At 63.5% G+C, this 19,775-nt stretch carries 21 protein-coding genes; 12 read left to right on the plus strand and 9 right to left on the minus strand.

Annotated elements, in window-relative coordinates; genetic code table 11:
* From LB553_RS08515 to LB553_RS08530, 4 genes are all read left to right on the plus strand, one after another.
* Positions 1–2,067: YadA-like family protein (locus tag LB553_RS08515; RefSeq protein ID WP_224512295.1), on the plus strand; the 2,067-nt coding region annotated here is incomplete at its 5' end.
* Between the two features lie 100 nt (positions 2,068–2,167).
* Positions 2,168–2,707 (plus strand): invasion associated locus B family protein, encoded by a 540-nt coding sequence (locus tag LB553_RS08520; protein ID WP_224512298.1) that lies wholly within the window; start codon positions 2,168–2,170, stop codon positions 2,705–2,707.
* A 12-nt stretch (positions 2,708–2,719) separates the two neighbouring features.
* Positions 2,720–3,445, plus strand: a complete 726-nt coding sequence (locus LB553_RS08525) for a hypothetical protein (RefSeq protein ID WP_224512299.1) — start codon at positions 2,720–2,722, stop codon at positions 3,443–3,445.
* Positions 3,446–3,494: 49 nt separating this feature from the next.
* Positions 3,495–3,971, plus strand: coding sequence for a DUF4189 domain-containing protein (locus LB553_RS08530; protein ID WP_224512300.1), 477 nt, complete (start codon positions 3,495–3,497; stop codon positions 3,969–3,971).
* 70 nt (positions 3,972–4,041) lie between these two features.
* On the opposite strand, the gene LB553_RS08535 is transcribed toward LB553_RS08530, so the two are convergent.
* Both LB553_RS08535 and LB553_RS08540 read right to left on the minus strand, forming a co-directional pair.
* On the minus strand, positions 4,042–4,692 hold the full coding sequence (locus LB553_RS08535; RefSeq protein WP_224512301.1) for a LysE family translocator: 651 nt from the start codon (positions 4,690–4,692) through the stop codon (positions 4,042–4,044).
* 25 nt (positions 4,693–4,717) lie between these two features.
* A complete protein-coding gene (locus LB553_RS08540) occupies positions 4,718–5,341 on the minus strand; it encodes an FMN-binding negative transcriptional regulator (protein WP_224512302.1) in 624 nt (207 codons plus the stop codon).
* Between the two features lie 77 nt (positions 5,342–5,418).
* On the opposite strand from LB553_RS08540, the gene LB553_RS08545 reads away from it, so the two are divergent.
* Positions 5,419–6,846 carry a PLP-dependent aminotransferase family protein gene (locus LB553_RS08545; RefSeq protein WP_224512303.1) on the plus strand — a complete coding sequence of 476 codons (1,428 nt, stop codon included), beginning with the start codon at positions 5,419–5,421 and terminating at the stop codon, positions 6,844–6,846.
* Positions 6,847–6,886: 40 nt separating this feature from the next.
* Here the strand turns inward: LB553_RS08545 and LB553_RS08550 are convergent, their stop codons facing one another.
* Together LB553_RS08550 and LB553_RS08555 are read right to left on the minus strand one after the other, a co-directional pair.
* Positions 6,887–7,708 carry a L,D-transpeptidase gene (locus tag LB553_RS08550; protein WP_224512304.1) on the minus strand — a complete coding sequence of 274 codons (822 nt, stop codon included), beginning with the start codon at positions 7,706–7,708 and terminating at the stop codon, positions 6,887–6,889.
* A 171-nt stretch (positions 7,709–7,879) separates the two neighbouring features.
* Positions 7,880–8,542: a haloacid dehalogenase type II gene (locus LB553_RS08555; RefSeq protein ID WP_224512305.1), complete on the minus strand. Its 663-nt coding sequence runs from the start codon at positions 8,540–8,542 to the stop codon at positions 7,880–7,882.
* A 151-nt stretch (positions 8,543–8,693) separates the two neighbouring features.
* On the opposite strand from LB553_RS08555, the gene LB553_RS08560 reads away from it, so the two are divergent.
* On the plus strand, positions 8,694–9,572 hold the full coding sequence (locus LB553_RS08560; RefSeq protein ID WP_224512307.1) for a branched-chain amino acid aminotransferase: 879 nt from the start codon (positions 8,694–8,696) through the stop codon (positions 9,570–9,572).
* A 208-nt stretch (positions 9,573–9,780) separates the two neighbouring features.
* Positions 9,781–10,383 carry a superoxide dismutase gene (locus tag LB553_RS08565; RefSeq protein WP_140845750.1) on the plus strand — a complete coding sequence of 201 codons (603 nt, stop codon included), beginning with the start codon at positions 9,781–9,783 and terminating at the stop codon, positions 10,381–10,383.
* Here LB553_RS08565 and LB553_RS08570 read toward each other — a convergent pair.
* Positions 10,362–10,592 carry a hypothetical protein gene (locus tag LB553_RS08570; protein WP_224512309.1) on the minus strand — a complete coding sequence of 77 codons (231 nt, stop codon included), beginning with the start codon at positions 10,590–10,592 and terminating at the stop codon, positions 10,362–10,364. The two genes, LB553_RS08565 and LB553_RS08570, sit on opposite strands and share 22 nt — an antisense overlap.
* Between LB553_RS08570 and LB553_RS08575 the strand changes: the two genes are divergently transcribed.
* The 3 genes from LB553_RS08575 to LB553_RS08585 all read left to right on the plus strand — a co-directional run bounded on the left by LB553_RS08575 (position 10,576) and on the right by LB553_RS08585 (position 14,701).
* Positions 10,576–11,010, plus strand: a complete 435-nt coding sequence (locus tag LB553_RS08575; protein WP_224512311.1) for a c-type cytochrome — start codon at positions 10,576–10,578, stop codon at positions 11,008–11,010. The two genes, LB553_RS08570 and LB553_RS08575, sit on opposite strands and share 17 nt — an antisense overlap.
* Before the next feature lie 10 nt (positions 11,011–11,020).
* A complete protein-coding gene (locus LB553_RS08580) occupies positions 11,021–11,965 on the plus strand; it encodes a cytochrome c (protein ID WP_224512313.1) in 945 nt (314 codons plus the stop codon).
* Positions 11,966–12,100: 135 nt separating this feature from the next.
* On the plus strand, positions 12,101–14,701 hold the full coding sequence (locus LB553_RS08585; RefSeq protein WP_224512315.1) for an AMP-binding protein: 2,601 nt from the start codon (positions 12,101–12,103) through the stop codon (positions 14,699–14,701).
* 25 nt (positions 14,702–14,726) lie between these two features.
* Here LB553_RS08585 and LB553_RS08590 read toward each other — a convergent pair whose 3' ends face one another.
* Positions 14,727–15,116, minus strand: a complete 390-nt coding sequence (locus tag LB553_RS08590) for an SET domain-containing protein (RefSeq protein ID WP_224512317.1) — start codon at positions 15,114–15,116, stop codon at positions 14,727–14,729.
* A gap of 113 nt (positions 15,117–15,229) precedes the next feature.
* Positions 15,230–17,341: a S9 family peptidase gene (locus LB553_RS08595; protein WP_224512319.1), complete on the minus strand. Its 2,112-nt coding sequence runs from the start codon at positions 17,339–17,341 to the stop codon at positions 15,230–15,232.
* A gap of 109 nt (positions 17,342–17,450) precedes the next feature.
* On the opposite strand from LB553_RS08595, the gene LB553_RS08600 reads away from it, so the two are divergent.
* Together LB553_RS08600 and LB553_RS08605 are read left to right on the plus strand one after the other, a co-directional pair.
* Entirely contained in the window at positions 17,451–17,819 is a 369-nt protein-coding gene (locus LB553_RS08600; RefSeq protein WP_224512659.1) for an SH3 domain-containing protein, read from the plus strand.
* Between the two features lie 419 nt (positions 17,820–18,238).
* Positions 18,239–18,664: a MucR family transcriptional regulator gene (locus tag LB553_RS08605; RefSeq protein WP_027164827.1), complete on the plus strand. Its 426-nt coding sequence runs from the start codon at positions 18,239–18,241 to the stop codon at positions 18,662–18,664.
* A 75-nt stretch (positions 18,665–18,739) separates the two neighbouring features.
* On the opposite strand, the gene LB553_RS08610 is transcribed toward LB553_RS08605, so the two are convergent.
* On the minus strand, positions 18,740–19,168 hold the full coding sequence (locus LB553_RS08610; RefSeq protein WP_224512661.1) for a SufE family protein: 429 nt from the start codon (positions 19,166–19,168) through the stop codon (positions 18,740–18,742).
* Between the two features lie 157 nt (positions 19,169–19,325).
* Complete coding sequence (locus tag LB553_RS08615; protein ID WP_224512321.1) at positions 19,326–19,736, minus strand: DUF5330 domain-containing protein; 411 nt, start codon at positions 19,734–19,736, stop codon at positions 19,326–19,328.
* Positions 19,737–19,775: the final 39 nt, after the last annotated feature.

Here is a 19,775-nt window from a genome sequence, read left to right on the forward strand (position 1 = left end):
CGCCAGATCCAGAACGTCGCGGCCGGGCGGTTGAGCAACTCCTCGACCGACGCGGTCAACGGCTCGCAGCTCTTCGCGACCAACCAGCAGGTAACCCAGAACACGACCGATATCGCGGCCAACACCGCGGACATCACCACTCTCGGCAACACGATCAACAACATCAACACCGGCGGCGGCATCAAATATTTCCATGCCAATTCGACGCTTGCCGATTCCCAGGCCCTGGGGACGGACTCCGTCGCAATTGGCCCGAATGCCGTCGCCAACAATGCCGGCGACGTGGCGATCGGCCTGAATTCGGTATCGGGAGCCACGACCAATGTCGGCGGCACGACGATCGGCGGCGTCAACTACACCTTCGCTGGCGGAACGCCGGCCGGCGCATTCTCGGTCGGCTCGGTGGGCGCGGAGCGCCAGATCCAGAACGTCGCGGCCGGGCGGTTGAGCAACTCCTCGACCGACGCGGTCAACGGCTCGCAGCTCTTCGCCACCAACCAGCAGGTGACGCAGAACACGACCGACATCGCCGCCAACACCGCCGACATCACCACGCTTGGCAACACGATCAACAATTTTGCCGGCGATACCTCGACTGCCTACACTGACGCCAATGGCGACGGCATCCGCTACGTGCGCACCAACGACACCACGCTGCCGGCCACCGATGCCTTCGCGCAAGGGGTTGGTTCGTCGGCGCTCGGCTACCAGGCAACGGCATCCGCCGCCAATTCGCTGGCTCTCGGCCGCGGCACAGCTGTCACCATCGCCGACGGCGTGGCGCTTGGCTCCGGCTCGGTTTCGGATCGCGCGGTCGCGCCCGCATCGGGATCGATCCTCTCCGGCACCGGCCTTATTCCCTACAACACCTCGGACATGACCCTGCTCGGCGCCGTCTCGGTGGGTACCTCTACGTCCTATCGCCAGATCATCAACGTGGCCGACGGCACTCAGGACCAGGACGCGGTCACGCTCCGTCAGTTGAAGGGTGCGCTGAGCTCCTTCGCGGTGACGCCGACCATGTACTTCCACGCCAATTCGACCGCCCCGGACTCGCTGGCGGTCGGCACCGATTCGGTCGCGATCGGCCCGCGCACCACCGTCAACGGCGACAACGGCATCGGCATGGGCAACGGCGCCATCGTGCAGCAGACGGCGCCGGGCGGTATCGCGATCGGGCAGAACGCGACTTCCAATCAGGCCGACAGCATCGCCTTCGGCACCAACTCGACCGCCAACGGCGCCCAGTCCATGGCGCTCGGCGCCGGCGCCACGGCCAATGAGCCGGGCAGCGTCGCGCTCGGCGCCGGCTCGACGACCGCCGCGGCAGTCGCCACCACCGGCACGACGATCAACGGCGTCAGCTACACCTTCGCCGGAACCGCTCCGACGAGCACGGTGAGCGTCGGCAGCGTCGGCAACGAGCGCACCGTCACCAATGTGGCGGCGGGACGGATCAGTGCCTCCTCCACCGACGCCATCAATGGCAGCCAGCTCTACGCGACCAATCAGGCTGTCGAAGCAGTGCAGGGAAGTGTCGGCAATCTGAATGAGTTCGCCGTCCAGTATGACAAGAACCCGGACGGCACCAAGTCCAATTCGCTGACGCTTGTCGGCGGCGACGTGAATGCGCCCGTCGTCATCCACAATGTCGGCGCCGGCACCGCCGATACCGATGCAGTCAACGTGCTACAATTCAACAACGGGCTGGCGACAACGTTCGACAACTCCAAGGCCTATACCAACCAGGTGGCGGCAACCACGCTGCAGCAGGCCAATGCCTACACCGACTCCAAGCTCAGCCAGCTCAACATGGATATGGGCGAGGCTCGGGGCGAGGCGCGCCAGGCTGCCGCGATCGGCCTTGCGGCCGCCTCGCTGCGCTATGACGACCGTCCGGGCAAGCTGAGCGTGGCGGCCGGTGGCGGCTACTGGCGCGGCGAAGGCGCCGTCGCGTTCGGCGCCGGTTACACCAGCGAAGATGGCAGAGCCCGGGCAAACGTATCCGGCACGACGGCGGGTGGGCACTGGGGTGTCGGCGCGGGTGTCAGCTTTACCCTGAACTAGAGCGTGATCGCGAAAAGTGCGTAGCGGTTCTTCGAATAATCATGCTCACGCAAAAAGCCCCTTCACGGCCGGACGAGCCGTCTCTGCCGTCGCACTGTGCATGGCTTGCCTGCTCCTGTCCGGTCCGCGTGCGGTCGGGCAGGAGGCGGCCCAGCCCGCCTATCGGATAAAGCCTTCCGACGTGGCGGTGCCTGCGGGCGTGAAGCTTGGCGACTATCAGCGCACCACTCGTCCGTTCGAGAACTGGACGCTGATCTGCGACGAGAACCTGCAGGCCAGGAAGAAGGTGTGCAACATCGGCCAGTCTTTTATCGACCAAAGCCAGGCGTTGGTCTTCAGCTGGTCGCTCGCGGCCGACGAGAAAGGCAAACCCTTCATGATATTGCGGACTCCAAGCGCGGCAGGTAAGGGCAGCAAGCTTTCGCTGAGACTTGCCGGCCGCAAACAGCCGGTCGACGTTCAGCTGCAGGGTTGCGATGCGTCGGTCTGCGTCGGCTATGTGCCCGTCGGCCCGGTGCTTCGCGAGCAGATCGGCAAAGAGACCACGGTCCAGGTTTCCTATTCTCTGCCGTCGGGAGCGACCGTCAGCATCGATGCCCCGTTCAAGGGACTCAAGACCGCGCTGTCGGCCATCAACTAGAAAGACTTTGAGATGACACGCCAATCCATCGAGGACAGAATCCTGACGCACTCCCAGCCGGTCGCGCTGCCGGAGCCGCCGGCAAGTGCGCCGCCACAGCGTTCGCCAGGCCGGCGCCTGGTGCGAAACACGGCGCTGCTCGGCGCGTTCGCGGTCTTGGTCGCGGCGGCGGTCGTCCTGTCGTTCCGTCTCTATCCCGCGCTTGGAACATTCGTCGCGGGCACGGCCTCCGCGCAGGCGCAGGCGCCCATGCAGGGCAAGCCGGCAGAAGTCTTGCCCGCGACGGCCGACGCCTCGGCAAACAAGAATCCCTTCCAGGCGCATGTCGCACAGGCAGGTGTCCGCACCTGCGCCAATCTCTTTGCCACGATGGGGCAGGCTCTGACTGCCGGGTCGACCTATGCGATCCAGACGCAATGGGACAACGCTTCGCCCGATACCCACGCCGTGCAGGCCGTCGCCGGGATGAGCTACAACCTGCCAAACTACAAGACGCAGGCCGCGGGCGTCGTTTTTGCCTCGCCTGTCGGCCAGAGCTGCGAGGGCGGCTTCGTGCGCGTGGCGCCGTTCCCTCGCTCTTGCCAGGAAGTCGCCGGCACGCTTCCGAAGGGCAGCCTGCTGGCGGACAATCTTTCGAACTCGATGCTTTTCAACCTGGCCGACAATGCCGGCCAGGCGTTGCTGGTCCCGACCGGCAACACTTGCATCGTCGTCTCGGTCGCGCGCATGGGCGGCTAGAGCCGGGCATGACGGTCGACTGCTGAATAGCTGCAACTGGAGCACGAAGATGCTGATCAATCCCCGTCTTTCGATCCCGCTGCTTGCGGCGCTCGCCGGGCTTACGATTGCGAGCAACGCCGCTGACCTGGTCGCCCCGTCACCGCCAGCGTCGGCGAGCGAGGAAAAGGGCATCTGGGGCGCGATCGCCTATTCGCCGGGCGACGGCCGTCACGGCTTCTTCTGGGGCGCCGACAAGCGGCAGGAAGCGGAAGACATAGCGCTCAAGCATTGCGAGAACGCGGACGGCAAGGGCTGCCGGGTGGTCGAGGTGTTCCGCAACCATCGCCATTGGGACGATGATGACGGCACCGGCTTTCCCTATGAGCACTGCGCCGCGCTCTCGGTCGGCAAGAGCCGCGGCGCGGCGACGCCGTTCTGGGGCGCAGCGTCGGCCACGAACCGCCGCGAAGCCGAGGACAAGGCGACAGCCCAGTGCGGAGGCGAGAACAAGGAGTGCAAGATCCGCGAGTGGGTTTGCACCTGACGGGAAGCAGCCGCCGGATATTCCGTCGCGTCCGAACATCGGAGAGCGACACAGCGTCCGCACTTGGTGATCAGAGAGCGGGGCGCTTGGCGATGGCCAGGCCGATGCCGAGCGCGATCATCGCGCCGCCTGACGCCTCGCGCAGGCGGCGCATCGCATTGTTGCGCCCGGCCGCGCCTTGCCGGATACGGCTGGCCGCGAATGCGACCACGACGTCGGCGAGCCTATTGAGCGTTACCGAAACGAAGCCGAGGGTCATGAATTGCAGGGCGACATGGCCGGCGCTGAGGTTCACGAATTGCGGAATGAAGGCCAGGAAGAAGGCCGCCGTCTTCGGATTCAAGGCCTCGACCAGCACGCCTTCGCGAAACCCTCGGCCGGCGCCGACGGCAGCCGCCGGCGTCCCGCCTTCCAGCATCGTCTTTGCCTCGCGGCGCGCGGACTGAAAGGTGCGGAAGCCGAGCCAGACGAGGTAGACGGCGCCGATCAGCTTCAGCGCCGTGAACAGCTCCGCGCTCGCAAGCACGATTGCCGAAACGCCAAGGCTGCCGGCCAGCACGTGGACCATGCCGCCCAGCCCGGTCCCGAAACTCGAGGCGATGCCTTCCGCCCGTCCTCCGGCCAGCGTGCGCGCCGCGACATAGAAGATGCCCGGCCCTGGCGTGATGGCGAGCAGGAACGCCGCGGCGAAATACAGGGCGAACTGGGTCAGGTCCGGCATGACGGGCTCGTTAAGGGATTGCGTTTCAAACCGGGATGAGTGGCGCGACATCGCGGTCCGACGGACGGTCGCTCGATGACAGGCCGGAAATAACACCGGCGCGATCGGCGGCGTTGCGGTTCTGGCTCATCTTGCGCTTGCCTTCGAGCTTCGTGATCGGCATGCGCAAGCCGACAATACCCTTGAGCTGCGACTGGATGAAATCCGCCGGCGCGTCCGACACGGCCCAGGGCGCGGCGCGTTCTCCTTCATACAGGTTGGTCAGTCGCGTCACGACCTCGAGCAACCTGTCGGCATCCTCGAAGAATTCGACAGGACCACGGGCGTGGACCGCGACATAGTTCCAGGTCGGGACAACCTTTCCGGTCTCCTGCTTGGTCTGGTACCAGGCCGGCGTCACATAGGCGTCCGGCCCCATGAAGATCGCCAGCCCATCGCCCACCAGCGGCACGCGCCATTGCGGATTTGCCTTTGCGACATGGCCGTAGATCACGCCATGCTCGCCCTCGTTCTCGTCGAGCAAAAGCGGCAACGGCGTCGCCAGCGGACCTTCCGCCGTGGCGGTGACCAGCGTCGCCAGACGCGCCGCGCGGATCGTGGCCATCAGGCTCTCTTGATCGTCGTCGCGGAAGGCAGGCGGGATATACATGGTGAAAACTCCTTGCGTTGCACAGCAAGATGCCGGAAAGCTGGATTGCTTGGAACATCCAGTTTTGAAGGTTTTTTGTGGTCCAGTTTGAGCAGGACGGCGTGGCGCGCCGCATCATCGCGGCCGTCAAGGCGCAGATCCACAGCGGCGCCTACAGGCCCGGTGATCGCTTGCCGTCGACGCGGGCCTTTGCCGCCGAATGGGGCGCGTCGCGGACCACGGTGACCGCGGCCTACAGCCAACTCGATGCCGAGGGCTACCTGGTCATCCGGCAGGGGTCGCGCGCGATCGTTGCTCCGGGACTGGAGAAGGCGTCGGGAGAAGCGCCCGTCGCGGCCGCTTCGCCACGGCACCTGTCTGCATTCGCGCGACGGTTGCTGACCCTGCCTCCGGCGGCGTTGGCGCAGCCGGTCAAGATTGCCGATTTCCGCTATGGCGACCTGTCCGGAGCGGACTTTCCCGTGCTGGCCTGGCGGCGGGCGTCGAACAAGGCAATCGTCAACCGCGCCGCGCGGCTGCGCTATGGTGACCCGCAGGGGTCTTCCGGTCTGCGTAACGCGCTTCAGGCCTATCTCTGGCGGGCTCGCGGCATCAATTGCACGCCGGACCAGATCGTCATCGTCAACGGCTCGCAGCAGGGGCTCGACCTCTGCGCGCGCCTGCTGCTCGACCCCGGTGACCCCTTTGTGATCGAGAACCCGGGCTATCTGCTGGCACGCCACGCCTTCGAGGCGGCCGGAGGCATTGCCGTGCCCGTTCCTGTCGATGCGGATGGGCTAAGGACGGAAAAGCTGCCGCCGGCCCGTCTCGCCTATGTGACGCCCTCGCACCAGTTTCCGCTCGGCGGCGTGCTTTCGGCGACGCGGCGGCGGTCGCTGCTGGCCTGGGCCGCCGGTACGGGGGCCTATATTGTGGAAGACGATTATGACGGCGAATACCGTCACGACATCAGCCCCATTCCGCCGTTGCAGGCGCTGGACGCGGACTCGGTGATTTATGTCGGCACGCTGTCCAAGACGCTCTCGCCGACCTTGAGGCTCGGCTATCTCGTCGTTCCCCTGAGCCTTCGCCGGGCATTCGGCGAGGCCAAGCGCCTGACCGACCGGCATGCTCCGATGCTGGAGCAGGACGTGTTGGCCGAGCTGCTGGCGAGCGGCGCCTACGAACGCCACGTGCGCAGCATCCGCAGGAAGAACGCTGAGCGCAGACAGGTCCTGCTGAAGGCTTTGGCTGACCATCTGGGGCCGCAGGTCACTGTCGCCGGAGCCGATACCGGCCTGCATGTCGTCGCCTGGATGAACGGCATCGATGCCGGACGCGAACTGGCGATCATCGCCGCGGCGCGCGCTGCCGGCATCGGCCTATATCCCGTGTCGCCCCTTTATGATCCGAGCAGACCCAGGCCGGAAACGGCCGGCTTCATCCTGGGCTACGCCGGGCTCGACGCGGAGGCATTGCGACGCGGCGTCGCGGTGCTGGCCACGATTTTGGCCGAGCACCGCTGATGATCGGTGCATGTTGCCCATGCACATGGGCAGAAAGAGGTCAGAAAATCTCGTTGGTGAGATTCTTGACCGGGCCGAGCAGGATCGAGCCCGTCGGCACACCGTTGTCGATCGGGATCGCCTTGCGCTCCGGCATGTTCTCTTCCGGCGCGCCGATGTTGGCCGTCACGATGACCGGGGTCTTGGTCGGCACGCGGTCATAGAGGTCGATGATGTCCTGGTTGATCAGGCGCACGCAGCCCGACGATACCGACTTGCCGATCGACCACCATTCGGGCGAGCCGTGCAAGCGGTAGAGCGTGTCCTGGTTGCCCTGGAAGAGATAGAGCGCACGCGCCCCGAGCGGGTTCTTCAGGCCGCCCGGCATGCCGCCATTCTTGGCGCTGAATTGCGTCAGCTCCGGCTGGCGCGCGACCATCTCGTCCGGCGGCGTCCATTTCGGCCATTTCTGCTTCCACTGCACGACCGCGTCGCCCGACCATTCGAAGCCGGCGCGGCCAAGGCCGACGCCGTAGCGGATCGCCTGGCCGCCCTCGCGCACCAGATAAAGGAAATGGCCGGTGGTATCGACGACGATGGTGCCAGGGCGCTGTCCGGTCGGATCGGGAACGATCTGGCGCAAGAATTGGTGATCGATCTTGTTCACCGGAATTGCTGGCAGGTCGAAGCCGTTGTCCGACATCGGGCCATACATCGTCGCGTAATCGCCGAGCGGCGGCTCGACATAGGTCGGTGGCGGCGGCTGGATGGGAGCAGGGGCCGGACCGGTGGTGGTGCAGGCGGACACGGCGGCCGAGGCAGCGCCGAGGGCTGTGAAATTGAGGAAGCCACGGCGGCTGATGCGGAAGGAAGCGTCTGACATGGTTGCCTTTTCTAGGTCTTAATTCGCAAGAAAGCATGAACCCGCGGGCACGTCGCGGCGGCATTCATAACAGTCGGCGGCGATAGGCGGTTCCAATTCTGGCCTGAGGGTGGACAGAAAAAGGCGAAGCTGTGACCGCGCCACAGCTGTTGCCCTGCAGCAACAGCGGCGTCAGACCTCTGCCAGGAGACCTTCGAGCGAAGGCAAGATCAGCCCCGGCGGGAGGTCGCGATACTCGTCCGGCTGGTTGGTCCGGTTGATCCAGACCGTGCGAAAACCGAATCTCGTCGCGCCGGCGATGTCCCAGCGGTTCGACGACTGGAACGAGACCGCGCCGGGGTAAAGCCGCCAGCCGGTGACCACCATGTCGTACACCGACGGGTCGGTCTTGAAGCGTTTGACCTGGTCGACCGAAAACACGTCGTCGAGGATCTGGTCGAGCGCCGCGGATTTGACCGCCGCGTCGAGCATTTCAGGCGAGCCGTTGGATAAAATAGCGAGCTTCGCGCCCGACGCCTTAAGCGCTTTCAGCACTGCCGGCACTTCCGGATAGCAGTCGAGCCGCCAATAGGCTTCGAGCAGTTTCGTCCGCAGCGCCGGATCGGCCGAGGGCACCTTGCGCAAAGCGAAATCCAGCGCCTGTTCGGTCAGTTGCCAGAAGTCGGCGTATGATCCCATCAGCGTCCGCACCCAGGAATATTCGAGCTGCTTGGCGCGCCAGATTTCGGAGAGAAGCTGGCCGTCCGGGCCGATCTCGCCGGCGTGGCGACGCACGGCGGCGTGCACGTCGAACAACGTGCCATAGGCGTCGAAGACATAAGCCGCATGATGCATGTCTCAAGTTTTGCGGCGCGCAGGCTTGCCGCGCAAGCATTGATTGCGGCCAAGTGCCTCTGGCCTCAACGATTTTTCCCGACGTCAATTGACGCCAGCCGTCAAAGCATCGTCCTATGGCGGACTGAAATCACTCAATTGGACGGCGACCATGACACTGGCGGCGGCGGCGCAAACCGCGACTTGGACCTATGTGGACGGCGACTGGTACGAGGGCAACGTCGCCATTCTCGGGCCGCGCAGCCACGCCATGTGGCTCGGCACCAGCGTCTTTGACGGCGGCCGCTGGTTCGAGGGCGTCGCGCCCGACCTCGATCTGCACTCCGCTCGCGTCAACGCTTCCGCGATCGCGCTTGGCCTGAAGCCTTCGATGACGACGGAAGAGATCGTCGGCCTGACTTGGGATGGCCTGAAGAAATTCGACGGCAAGACGGCGGTCTATATAAGGCCGATGTATTGGGCCGAGCATGGCGGCTATATGGGCGTGCCGGCCGACCCGGCCTCGACCCGGTTCTGCCTCTGCCTCTATGAATCGCCGATGATCCCGCCATCCGGCTTTTCGATCGGCGTCTCGCCGTTCCGGCGCCCGACCATCGAGACCATGCCCACCAACGCCAAGGCCGGCTGCCTCTATCCCAACAATGGCCGTGCCATTCTGGAGGCCAAGAACCGCGGCTTCGACAACGCTTTGGTGCTCGACATGCTGGGCAATGTCGCCGAGACCGGGACCTCCAATATCTTCCTGGTCAAGGACGGTCATGTGATGACTCCGGCCCCGAACGGCACGTTTCTCTCGGGCATCACCCGCTCGCGCACCATCAGCCTGCTCGGCGACTACGGTTTCAGGACCACCGAGAAGACGCTGTCGGTCCGCGATTTCCTCGAAGCCGACGAGATATTCTCGACCGGCAACCACTCGAAAGTGGTGCCCGTCACGCGCATCGAAAATCGCGACCTGCAGCCCGGTCCGGTGGCCAAAAAGGCGCGCGAGCTCTATTGGGAATGGGCGCATTCGACGTCCGCCCCCTGACCCGCTGGAGCGTTTCACCGTTTCAGGGAAACGGCGACACGCTCCATCTTCCTGTTTTGCGCAATTCCGCACGAAAACCGCTTCGCACTTTTCCTGGAATTGCTCTAAAAGTCGCTCGGCGCTCCATTCCGGAGTTGCCCCGATCCATTCCAGACCTATCTTAGCCCGGTAATATCACCGGACTTTTTTCCTCGAGGGAGTACCATCCATGGCTTTTGAGTTGCCCGCCTTGCCCTATGACTACGAGGCCTTGCAGCCTTACATGTCGAAGGAGACGCTGGAGTATCACCACGACAAGCACCACAAGGCCTATGTCGACAACGGCAACAAGCTGGCGGCCGAGGCCGGAATGGGCGACCTGTCGGTCGAAGAGGCCGTGAAGCAGTCCTTCGGCAAGAATGCCGGGCTCTTCAACAACGCCGCCCAGCACTACAACCACATCCATTTCTGGAAGTGGATGAAGAAGGGCGGCGGCGGCAACAAGCTGCCGGGCGCGCTGCAGAAGGCGGTCGACAGCGATCTCGGCGGCTACGACAAGTTCAAGGCGGATTTCATTGCCGCCGGCACCACCCAGTTCGGCTCCGGCTGGGCCTGGGTCTCGGTCAAGAACGGCAAGCTGGAAATCTCCAAGACCCCGAACGGCGAGAACCCGCTGGTCCATGGCGGCTCGCCTATCCTCGGCGTCGACGTCTGGGAGCACTCCTATTACATCGACTACCGCAACGCGCGGCCGAAATACCTCGAAGCTTTCGTCGACAGCCTGATCAACTGGGACTACGTCCTGGAGCTTTATGAGAAGGCTAAAGCCTGAGTGATTTTGACGAAAAGCCCCGGTTCGCCGGGGCTTTTCTTTTTCAGGAGAAACCCGGAAAAATCGTCACGGTGCCGGGGAATAATCCCGCCATCACGCCCGTTAACGTCAGAGCAGTTCCAGGAAAAGCGTTGAACGGTTTTCCGTCCGGAATTGCGCCAGCGAACTCTCTTCATCCACGGAGCCAATTGAATGAGAAAGCTTGTCATCGCCATCTCTATGCTTGCCTTTGCCGGCTCGGCCTATGCCGACCCGATCAAGGGTCGCCAGGCCCTGATGAAGGAACGCGGCAAGCTCGCCGGGCAGATCTCGAAGGTGGTCAAGGGCGAGACGCCTTTCGATGCCGCCGCCGTGCTGGACGCGCTGAAGGCGCTGCAAGCCAATGCCGAGAAGTTCGATGTCGACACGCTGTTCCCGGCCGGCTCCGACAAGGGCGACACCACAGCCGCACCGAAGATTTGGGAAGACATGGCGGGCTTTAAGGCGGCCGAGGACAAGTTCCTGGCCGATACCAAGGCCGCGGTCGCTTCCCCGCCGGCCGATGTCGACGCGCTGAAGGCGCAGCTCAACACGCTGGGCGGCGATTGCGGCACCTGCCATCAGACCTATCGGATCAAGAAGACCTGATCGCCTGACGATGGCCTGGCTGAAGAAGCTTGTCGGCGCCGTCGTCGTGCTTGGCGGCGCCGCGGCCGCCGCCGGCTGGGCCCTGTCGGCTCCGGTCGAACTGGACGCCGGCACCGTCGCGCAACTCGGCCCCGGCGACGCCGCCAAGGGCAAGCGCATCTTCTACGCGGGGGGCTGCACCTCCTGCCACGCCAAGCCGGGCGCGCAGGGCGACGCTCGGCTGCAATTGGTCGGCGGGCTGGAACTGAAAACGCCGTTCGGTATCTTCGTGCCGCCGAATATCTCGCAGGATCAGAAGGACGGCATCGGCGCGTGGAGCGAGGAGGACTTCGCCAACGCCATGCTCAAGGGCGTTTCGCCTTCGGGCGAGCATTTCTATCCGGCCTTTCCCTATGCGTCCTACGCGCGCATGAAGCCGGCCGACATTGCCGATCTCTATGCCTTCATGAAAACGCTGCCGGCGGTTGCCGGCAAGGCGCCGGACCACAAGCTGTCCTTCCCCTTCACCATCCGCCGCGGCATCGGCCTTTGGAAGCTTCTCTATCTCAGCCCCGAACCGGTGATCGCCCTGCCCGCTGGCACGACGGACAAGGTGCTGGCCGGCCGCTACCTTGTCGAAGGGCCCGGCCATTGCGGCGAATGCCACACGCCGCGCGACTTCGCCGGCGGCGTCAAGAAGGCCGAGTGGCTGGCGGGCGCCGTGGCCGCCGAAGGCTCGGGCGTCGTGCCCAATATCACCCCGCAGGGCGGCACCAAGGACTGGTCGGAGGCCGACATCGCCAATTACCTCGAAACCGGCTTCACGCCCGATTTCGATTCGGTCGGCGGCGCTATGGTCGACGTGCAGCGCAACATGGCGCAACTGACCGCCGACGACCGGGCTGCGATCGCGGCCTATCTGAAGGCCGTCCCGCCGCATCCGAACGGCTATCCAGCGCGCAAGCCGGCGAGTTGACCTGCGCACGCGGCGTCAAACCCGCGACCATACGTGATGGCGTAAAGCGGGTTGGCATTCTCAATCGAAGGCATTAGTTGACTTGAATACTCATGTATTATAGGCGCTTCGGGCCAATTCCCCGAGGACCGAAGCTTGCCCACGCCTTCCATCGACCTTGTGTCCGAATTCAGCCATGACGAGCAGCGCGTGGCGCTTGTCCTCGCCGGCGGACGCATGCTGTCCTACAGGGAACTCGGCAGTCATGCGCTTGGCTTCGCCTCGCAGTTGGGACAAAGACAAAAGCGGCTCGTGGCGATTGCGGCGGAAGCTTCCGAGCACGCAATCGCCGCCTATGTCGGAGCCCTGCAGGCTGGGCACGCAGCGGCCATGCTGCCGCCGTGCGACGTCAGGCTTTGGGCCGATTTCCAGGCAGCCTTTCAGCCGGATTTCACCTACAGGCCAATCGACGGCCGCTGGCGTCTCGTTGAGGAAGCTCGACCTGCTGGAGATGCGGAGCCGCTGCATCCCGATCTCGCGCTGCTGCTGATGACCTCCGGCAGCTCGGGCGCCGCCAAGGCGGTCAGGCTTTCCTACGGCAATCTCGAATCCAATGCGCGCTCGATCGCGGCCTATCTCGAACTCTCTTCCTTCGACCGGGCCGCTCTCGTGCTGCCTCTCCACTATTCCTATGGGCTGTCGGTCCTCAATTCGCATCTGGTTGCGGGCGCTAGCGTCCTCTTCCCCGGCATGTCAGTCATGGACAGCGCTTTCTTCAGCACGATCGACGACGGCGGCTGCACGAATCTGTCTGGTGTCCCGTATTCTTACGAACTTCTGGAACGGGTGCGTTTCCGCGACGCCGAGCTCAAGGCGTTGCGCATGATGACGGTGGCGGGCGGAGCGCTTGGCCCGGATCTCATCCGCCTTTATCGGAACCATATGCGCGCCAGGGGCGGCCGCTTCTTCGTCATGTATGGCCAGACCGAGGCGACGGCACGCATGGCTTTCGTGCCGCCTGAGAGCCTTTCCGACAAGGAGGATCGGATCGGCGTAGCGATCCCGGGCGGCAGCCTCGGTATTGTCGACGCTGCAGGCGAGCCGATCAGCCAACCAGGCATTCCCGGAGAGCTCGTCTATCGCGGTCCGAACGTAATGATGGGTTACGGCACGCGGCGCCGCGACCTCGCGCGCGGCGCAGAGCTCAAGACCCTGAACACTGGCGACATTGCCGTGCGGGACCAACATGGTTTCTTCCGCATCGTCGGGCGCAGAAGCCGCTTCGCCAAGATCGCAGGCCTCAGGATCGGCTTCGACACGATGGAGCAGGCGCTGGAGCGGGCCGGCATTGCCTCTGCGGTGGTTGGCGACGATCGGGGATTGCAGGCCTATGTGATCGGAGCCGACCCGACGGGGAGAGCACGGCGCATTCTTGCCGAGATCAGCCGCCTGCCGGCCAATCTGGTTCGGGTTGCGACGCGCGAGGACTTTCCCAGACTTGCCTCTGGCAAGATCGACTATGCCTGCCTCCAGCAGGAGATGTTGGAAGGGCGGACGGAAATCCGTTGTGAGCGGGGCGGTCTGCTCGGTGCCTACGCCCGCGTATTCTATCCCCTGGCCGTCGGCCGCAATGACAGCTTTGTCTCTCTTGGCGGGGACTCCCTTCGCTTCCTGCAATTGGCTCTGGAACTCGAGCGTCTCGGCATGAACCTGCCGGACGGCTGGGAACGCTTGAGCATTGCCGAGCTGGCAAACCGCCAGGCGGCGGGACTTCCCGAACACCGGCACGCAAGCGAGATGCCGACCGATTTAGTGCTGAGGGTTATCGGAATCCTGCTGGTGGTCGTGCATCACGAAACGCTATGGCCTATCCCCGGCGGCTCCGGCGTCATGATGCTGCTGGCCGGCTACAGCCTTGCTCGTTTCCAGTCGGCCCATTTCCTTGCCGGTCGAATTGGGCACGCGCTCAAACCTGCGATCGACGTCCTGATCCCGTATTTTCTCATTGTCGCCGCTTACGCTGCAGCCTGGCGAACGATCCCCTGGGCTTCGATGACGCTTACTGGGAATTTCGGCTATGCCGAACCGGAGCGTCACGAGATGATTCCGTATCTTTATTGGTTCATCGAGGCCTATTCGCAGACGCTCCTGCTCTTCGCTCTAATCTTTGCCATTCCTGCAGTCCGCAAGCTTGCCCGGGCTCACCCCTTCGTTTTCGCGCTCGGCCTTTTGGGCGTTGCCGCTGCCGCGCGCTTTTCGTCCCCATCGTTCGTCGATCTGGGCAACCGCCAGATTTTCGCGATCCATTGGGTTTTCCATTTGGCCGCGTTCGGTTGGTGTGCCGGTTTTGCCGATACTCCGGCGAAAAAGCTGGCTCTGACTGCGCTTGCCGCCGCTGTGCTGGGGTATTTGGCCTTCTGGGAGTCGGTCTGGTTCGGGACGACGGTCAAATATCTGATGATCTTCGCGGCGCTTTTGGTCCTTCTTTACCTGCCGCGTGTTCGCGTGCCGGCTGGGGTAGGGCGCCTGGTTGCGCAGGTCGCCGTCGCGGCTTTTCCGATCTACCTTTTCCACCGTTTCGTCCCGGAAATATTGATGGCGCCCGCCGCGGGCAAGCTGCCGGTTCCGATTTTCCAACTGCTGGCCATCGCCGGTGGGATTGCTTTAGGCATCGTTTCCGGCAAGGCCTTGGCAGGCATCCGAAAACTGCGTGGCAGATTGGCCATGGGACGCCAGCCGGAATTGCTCTCCGCCTGAACCACCTGATCCAACGCTCGTGCCGCTAGGGGTGGCGGTCGCCTAGGAAATCGAAGCCGCTTTCGAAGAAGTGATTGTAGTTGCAGGTAAGTTCCTCGCCCGGCGCGATGTCGCGCAGCGCGTAAGTCTCCTCGGGTGAGGAGACGTCGCAGTTCGGATCGTCGTCATGGTTCATGTAGCGCGCGTCGTCGGCTTCGAACACGATGTAGCTCGGGTCGTGCCGGTCCGGATAGGAATAGCGGTCGAGATAGGATTTCACCGGTCCCGTTTGGCTCTCATAGGTGTCGACGGGAATGCGCCGGTCAAACCGCGGGTCGAGCTTCCAGATCAGCGTTCCCTTTGGGATGCGATGCCTGGCGAAGACGCCGATGCCCTGGATGGACGATTTGTCGAGATAAGTGTCGACGAGAAGCATGACGAACCTTGTTGAATGGAAACTGGCCGGCCTCGAACGTGGCGTCCAAATGACCGCGTCCAAGACGACCGTGCATTGCGTAACGCGCGATCTTGTGGATTGCGAGCGGAAAATCAGGCTTTGCCGGTCACTTTCAACGCAAAGGCGTAAATGTAGGCGATCTCCTCCAGCCGTGAGAACCGGCCGGACGCGCCGGCGTGACCGGACTCCATGTTGATCTTGAACAGCACCGGATTGTCGCCTGTCTTGCGCTCACGCAGTCTCGCCACCCATTTCGCCGGTTCCCAATAGGTGACGCGCGGATCGGTGAGACCCGCCAGCGCCAGGATCGGCGGATAGTCGAGCGCCGCCACATTGTCATAGGGCGAATAGGCCGCGATCGTCTGGTAGTCGGCGGCGGACGCGATCGGATTGCCCCATTCCGGCCATTCCGGCGGCGTCAGCGGCAGGCTGGCATCGAGCATGGTGGTAAGCACATCGACGAACGGCACCTCGGCGACGATGCCGCCGAAATCCTCCGGCGCCATGTTGGCGATCCCCCCCATCAGCATGCCGCCGGCGGAGCCGCCCTGCGCAATGATGCGGTCATGCTTTGTGTAACGCTCGGCAACGAGATGGCGGGCGCAGGCGATGAAATCGGCGAAGGTGTTCATCTTCTTTGCCCGCTTGCCGTCCTCGTACCAGCCATAGCCCTTGTCCTTGCCGCCGCGCACATGCGCGATGGCATAGACGAAGCCGCGGTCGACCAGCGACAGGCAGTTGGTATTGAAGGCGGAAGGCACCGTGATTCCATAGGAGCCGTAGCCGTAAAGCAGGCAGGGCGCGGAACCGTCGAGCGGCGTGTCGCGATGGTGTAGCAACGAGATCGGCACCAGCTCGCCATCGGCGGCGGGGGCCATCAGCCGGCGCGTGACATAGTGCTCCGGATCGTGGCCGGAGGGCACTTCCTGCGTCTTCAAAAGCACGCGTTCGCGGCTGCGCATATTGTAGTCGAACACCTGCGCCGGTGTGGTCATCGACGAATAGGTGAAGCGCATTACTTCGGTGTCGTATTCGTAAGAGCCGGAGAGACCGAGCGAAAAAGCTTCCTCGTCGAAAGAGATGAAATGCTCCTCGCCGCTGGCGCGCTCGCGCACGACGATGCGGGGCAGGCCTTCCTTGCGCTCGAGCCTGACCATGTGATGCTTGAAGCCGAGCACCGACAGGATCAGCCGGCCGGGCTCGTGCGGCACCAGTTCCTGCCAGTTGGCGCGCACGGGATTGTCGACCGGCGCGGTCATGATCTTGAAGTCCTTGGCGCCGTCGGCATTGGTGAGGATGAAGAAGACGTCGCCGCCTTCTTCCAGGTCGTATTGCAGCCCGGTCTCGCGCACCGCCACCAGCTTCGGCTCCGCGGACGGGTCATTGGCGGGCAGCAGGCGGTATTCCGAAGTCTCATGGTCGTTGATGCCAATCATGATCCAGTCATTGGCACGCGTGCCGTTGACATCCATGAAGAAGCCCGGATCGGTTTCCTCGTAGATCAGCCGATCGTTCTCCAGCCTGTCGCCGAGCGCGTGGAAGAACACTTTCGACGGGCGATGGCTGTCGTCGAGACGGGTATAGAAGAAGCCGTTGTCGCCGGCGTCCCAGACCCCGCCGCCGCCGGTATCCGGAATCCGGTCGGCAAGGTCCTCGCCGCTCGCGAGATCGCGCACGCGCAGCGTGAAGAATTCCGAGCCCTTGTCGTCGAAGGCCCAGATGAGCTTCCTGTGGTCGGCCGAATGGTCGACGCCGCCGAGCCTGAAATAGGCCTTGCCCTCGGCCTCCTTATCCCCGTCGAGCAGGATCTCCTCGGCGCCGCCATCGCGCGGCGTGCGGAAATAGCGCGGGTGCTCGCCGCCGAGCCGGAAGGAAGAGCCATAAGCATAGGGGCCGTCCTTCATCGGCACCGTCGAATCGTCTTCCTTGATGCGCCCCTTCATCTCGGCAAACAGCTTGCCGCGCAGGTCCGCCGTGCCCGCCATCAGCACCGCTTGATAGGCGTTCTCGGCCTCGAGATGGGAGCGGATGCGGCCGTCGAGCAGGGAAGGGTCACGGAACACGGCCTGCCAGTTGTCGGCCCGCAACCAGGCATAGTCGTCGCTGCGGGTGATACCGTGATGCGTGTCGGAAACCGAATGTTTCTCGGGGACAGGCGGGTTTGCGGCCGGGAAGGCGGAAATCAAGGCGGAACCTCTGGTCATTACGTCTCGCTGCGGAATTTGCTTGAATGCCGAATGAACACGCCGCTCAGCGGCGGTTCAAGGGGCGCGGTCCAAGTTGGTCTTCAGAAGCCAAGTTGAAGGGGGAACGATGAAATCCTGTGTTCTTATCGCGGTGGCAGTTGCGGTCGCAGTATCCGTTCTGGCTTTTTCCAGCCAGTCTCATGCAACCGTCTTTGCCGCCTGGCAAGTGGTGGGTGTGCCGTTCGGCGATACGCTCAATGCGCGAAAATACCCGTCCAATACCTCGCAGAAACAGGCCGCCTATCCGAACGGCACCATGCTGCAGATGACCGGCCGCTGCACCGGTGGCGTAAACCTGCTCGATATCGGCCGGCAGCCACAATGGAAGCAGCGCCAGGCGATCCGCTATCGCTGGTGCGAGATCTGGCACGATCCGGCGCAGAATGGTCATTTCGTCACCGGCTGGGTGTACGGCAAATACATCGCGCCTTACTGATGCATCCCTCGCGTTGCCTTGTTGGAGCCAGCCGCCAAAGGCGATGTCCTTGCGCTTCGTTGCGCCGCAGGATTCGTTGTGCGGTCGAAAGGGGGATCCAAGCATTAGCCAAGCATTGAACGCCGTGTCGAGTGGCGATCGGATGTCTAACATGTGGTTGACGCAACGTCATGCCATGCTGGTCTGACCAGAAAAATCTCGCGAAGTCACACGGCGCACGAATTTTTGAAGCTGAATCGGCAATAGTTGATGAATATCGACCAATATAAGTCAACATGCGAATTGACTTACTTTCAATGCGGCGTCATTAAGATAACCGACGCGAATCTCAGAGCCTTTCCTGAAGGAAATTCGCGCAATGCCCGATCCCAGAAAAAGGGCGCAGTTTTAGAAACAACTCTCGTTGGGGCCTTAGCACTATGGAAATCGTCGAAACACCTTCGAAAAACGGTGATGCGCTGATCGAGCTGACCGCCGATGTCGTCGCCGCCTATGTCAGCAACAACCCGGTGCCGGTCGGGGAACTGCCGAACCTTATTGCCGACGTCCATGCCGCGTTGGGCCGCGTCGGCGGCTCGCCGGAGCAGCCGTCGGCCGAGAAGCAGAAGCCGGCCGTCAACCCTAAGCGCTCCGTCCATGACGACTACATCGTCTGTCTCGAGGACGGCAAGAAGTTCAAGTCGCTGAAGCGGCATTTGATGACCCACTACAATCTCACGCCGGAAGAATACCGTGAGAAGTGGGGCCTCGACGCCAACTACCCGATGGTCGCCCCCAATTATGCGGCCGCCCGCTCGCAGTTGGCCAAGAAGATGGGCCTGGGCCGCAAGCGCAAGGGCCGCTGACAGGCTTCTGCTCTTTCAAGCAGTTCTACGGCGCCCTTGCGGCGCCGTTTTGCTTTTTTGAAGCTCCGGATCAGATCAGGCCGTCTGCTTCAACGCCGCTTCCGCGTCGCGCTTGATGCGCTTGACCATCGAGCGCAGGCCGTTGGCGCGCTGCGGCGACAGGTGCTCGTCCAGCCCGAGCCCTTTCAGCGTCGCTTCGGCGTCCGTGCTCTGGATTTCGCTTGCCCGCCGGCCCGAAAACAAGGCCAGCATGATGGCGACGAGGCCGCGCACGATATGGGCGTCGGAATCGCCCTGGAAGCGGATCACCGGATCGGCGCCCGCGCCCTGCTCGGTGGTGAGCCACACCTGGCTCACGCAGCCGGGCACCTTGTTCGCGGCCGTGCGTTCCGCCTCGGGAAAGGGCGGCAGTCCTTCGCCAAGCTCGATCACATAGCGATAGCGGTCCTCCCACTCGTCGAGCAGGGCAAAGTCGTCGCGGATCGTCTGGATCGGGGTGATCATTGCCCGCATATAGTGGCCCGGCACCGCCGCGTCACGGAAAAAGCACGGAAAAAGAAAGACGCCGCGGGCGTCGAGAGGTCGGACGGGCCCGCGGCGTTAGAGCAATTCCAGGAAAAGTGCGTAGCGGTTTTCCGTCCGAAAAACGGCCGGAAAGAAGTCAGTTCTTCGCCGTCAACATCACCGGAATGTTGACCTTGGCGGGCAACACGATGTCCTCGGCGACACTGCCGGTGGTCGTGACGGCGCGATCCGCGATCTTCGTCTCAGGCGTGCCTGCCTGCCCGGACTGCCCGGGCTGCCCGGACTGCTTGTCGTCGATCATGGCCGCGGCGATCTTGGCCGTCTCCTTGGCGCGAACGGTAATGGTGTACATGGCCGATTTGCCGGTTTCGCAGACATCGGGCTTGCGCTCGCAGAGCCCGGCAATGTCGCCGACCGCCTCGCGCGCCGCAAACAGCGCCTGGATCGGCCCGACGCTCTGCTGGCCGTCCTCGCCCGGGCCGACGCCGAGCGGCAGCGCCAGCAGCACCAGCGAAAACCAGAAAGCCATCCTGATCAGAAAGCCCATCTTATCTGCCTCTCATCCGGGATGAATGATGCATCCATC

Origin of the sequence: Mesorhizobium sp. CA8, assembly GCF_020164955.1 — a bacterium.
Lineage (GTDB): Bacteria > Pseudomonadota > Alphaproteobacteria > Rhizobiales > Rhizobiaceae > Mesorhizobium.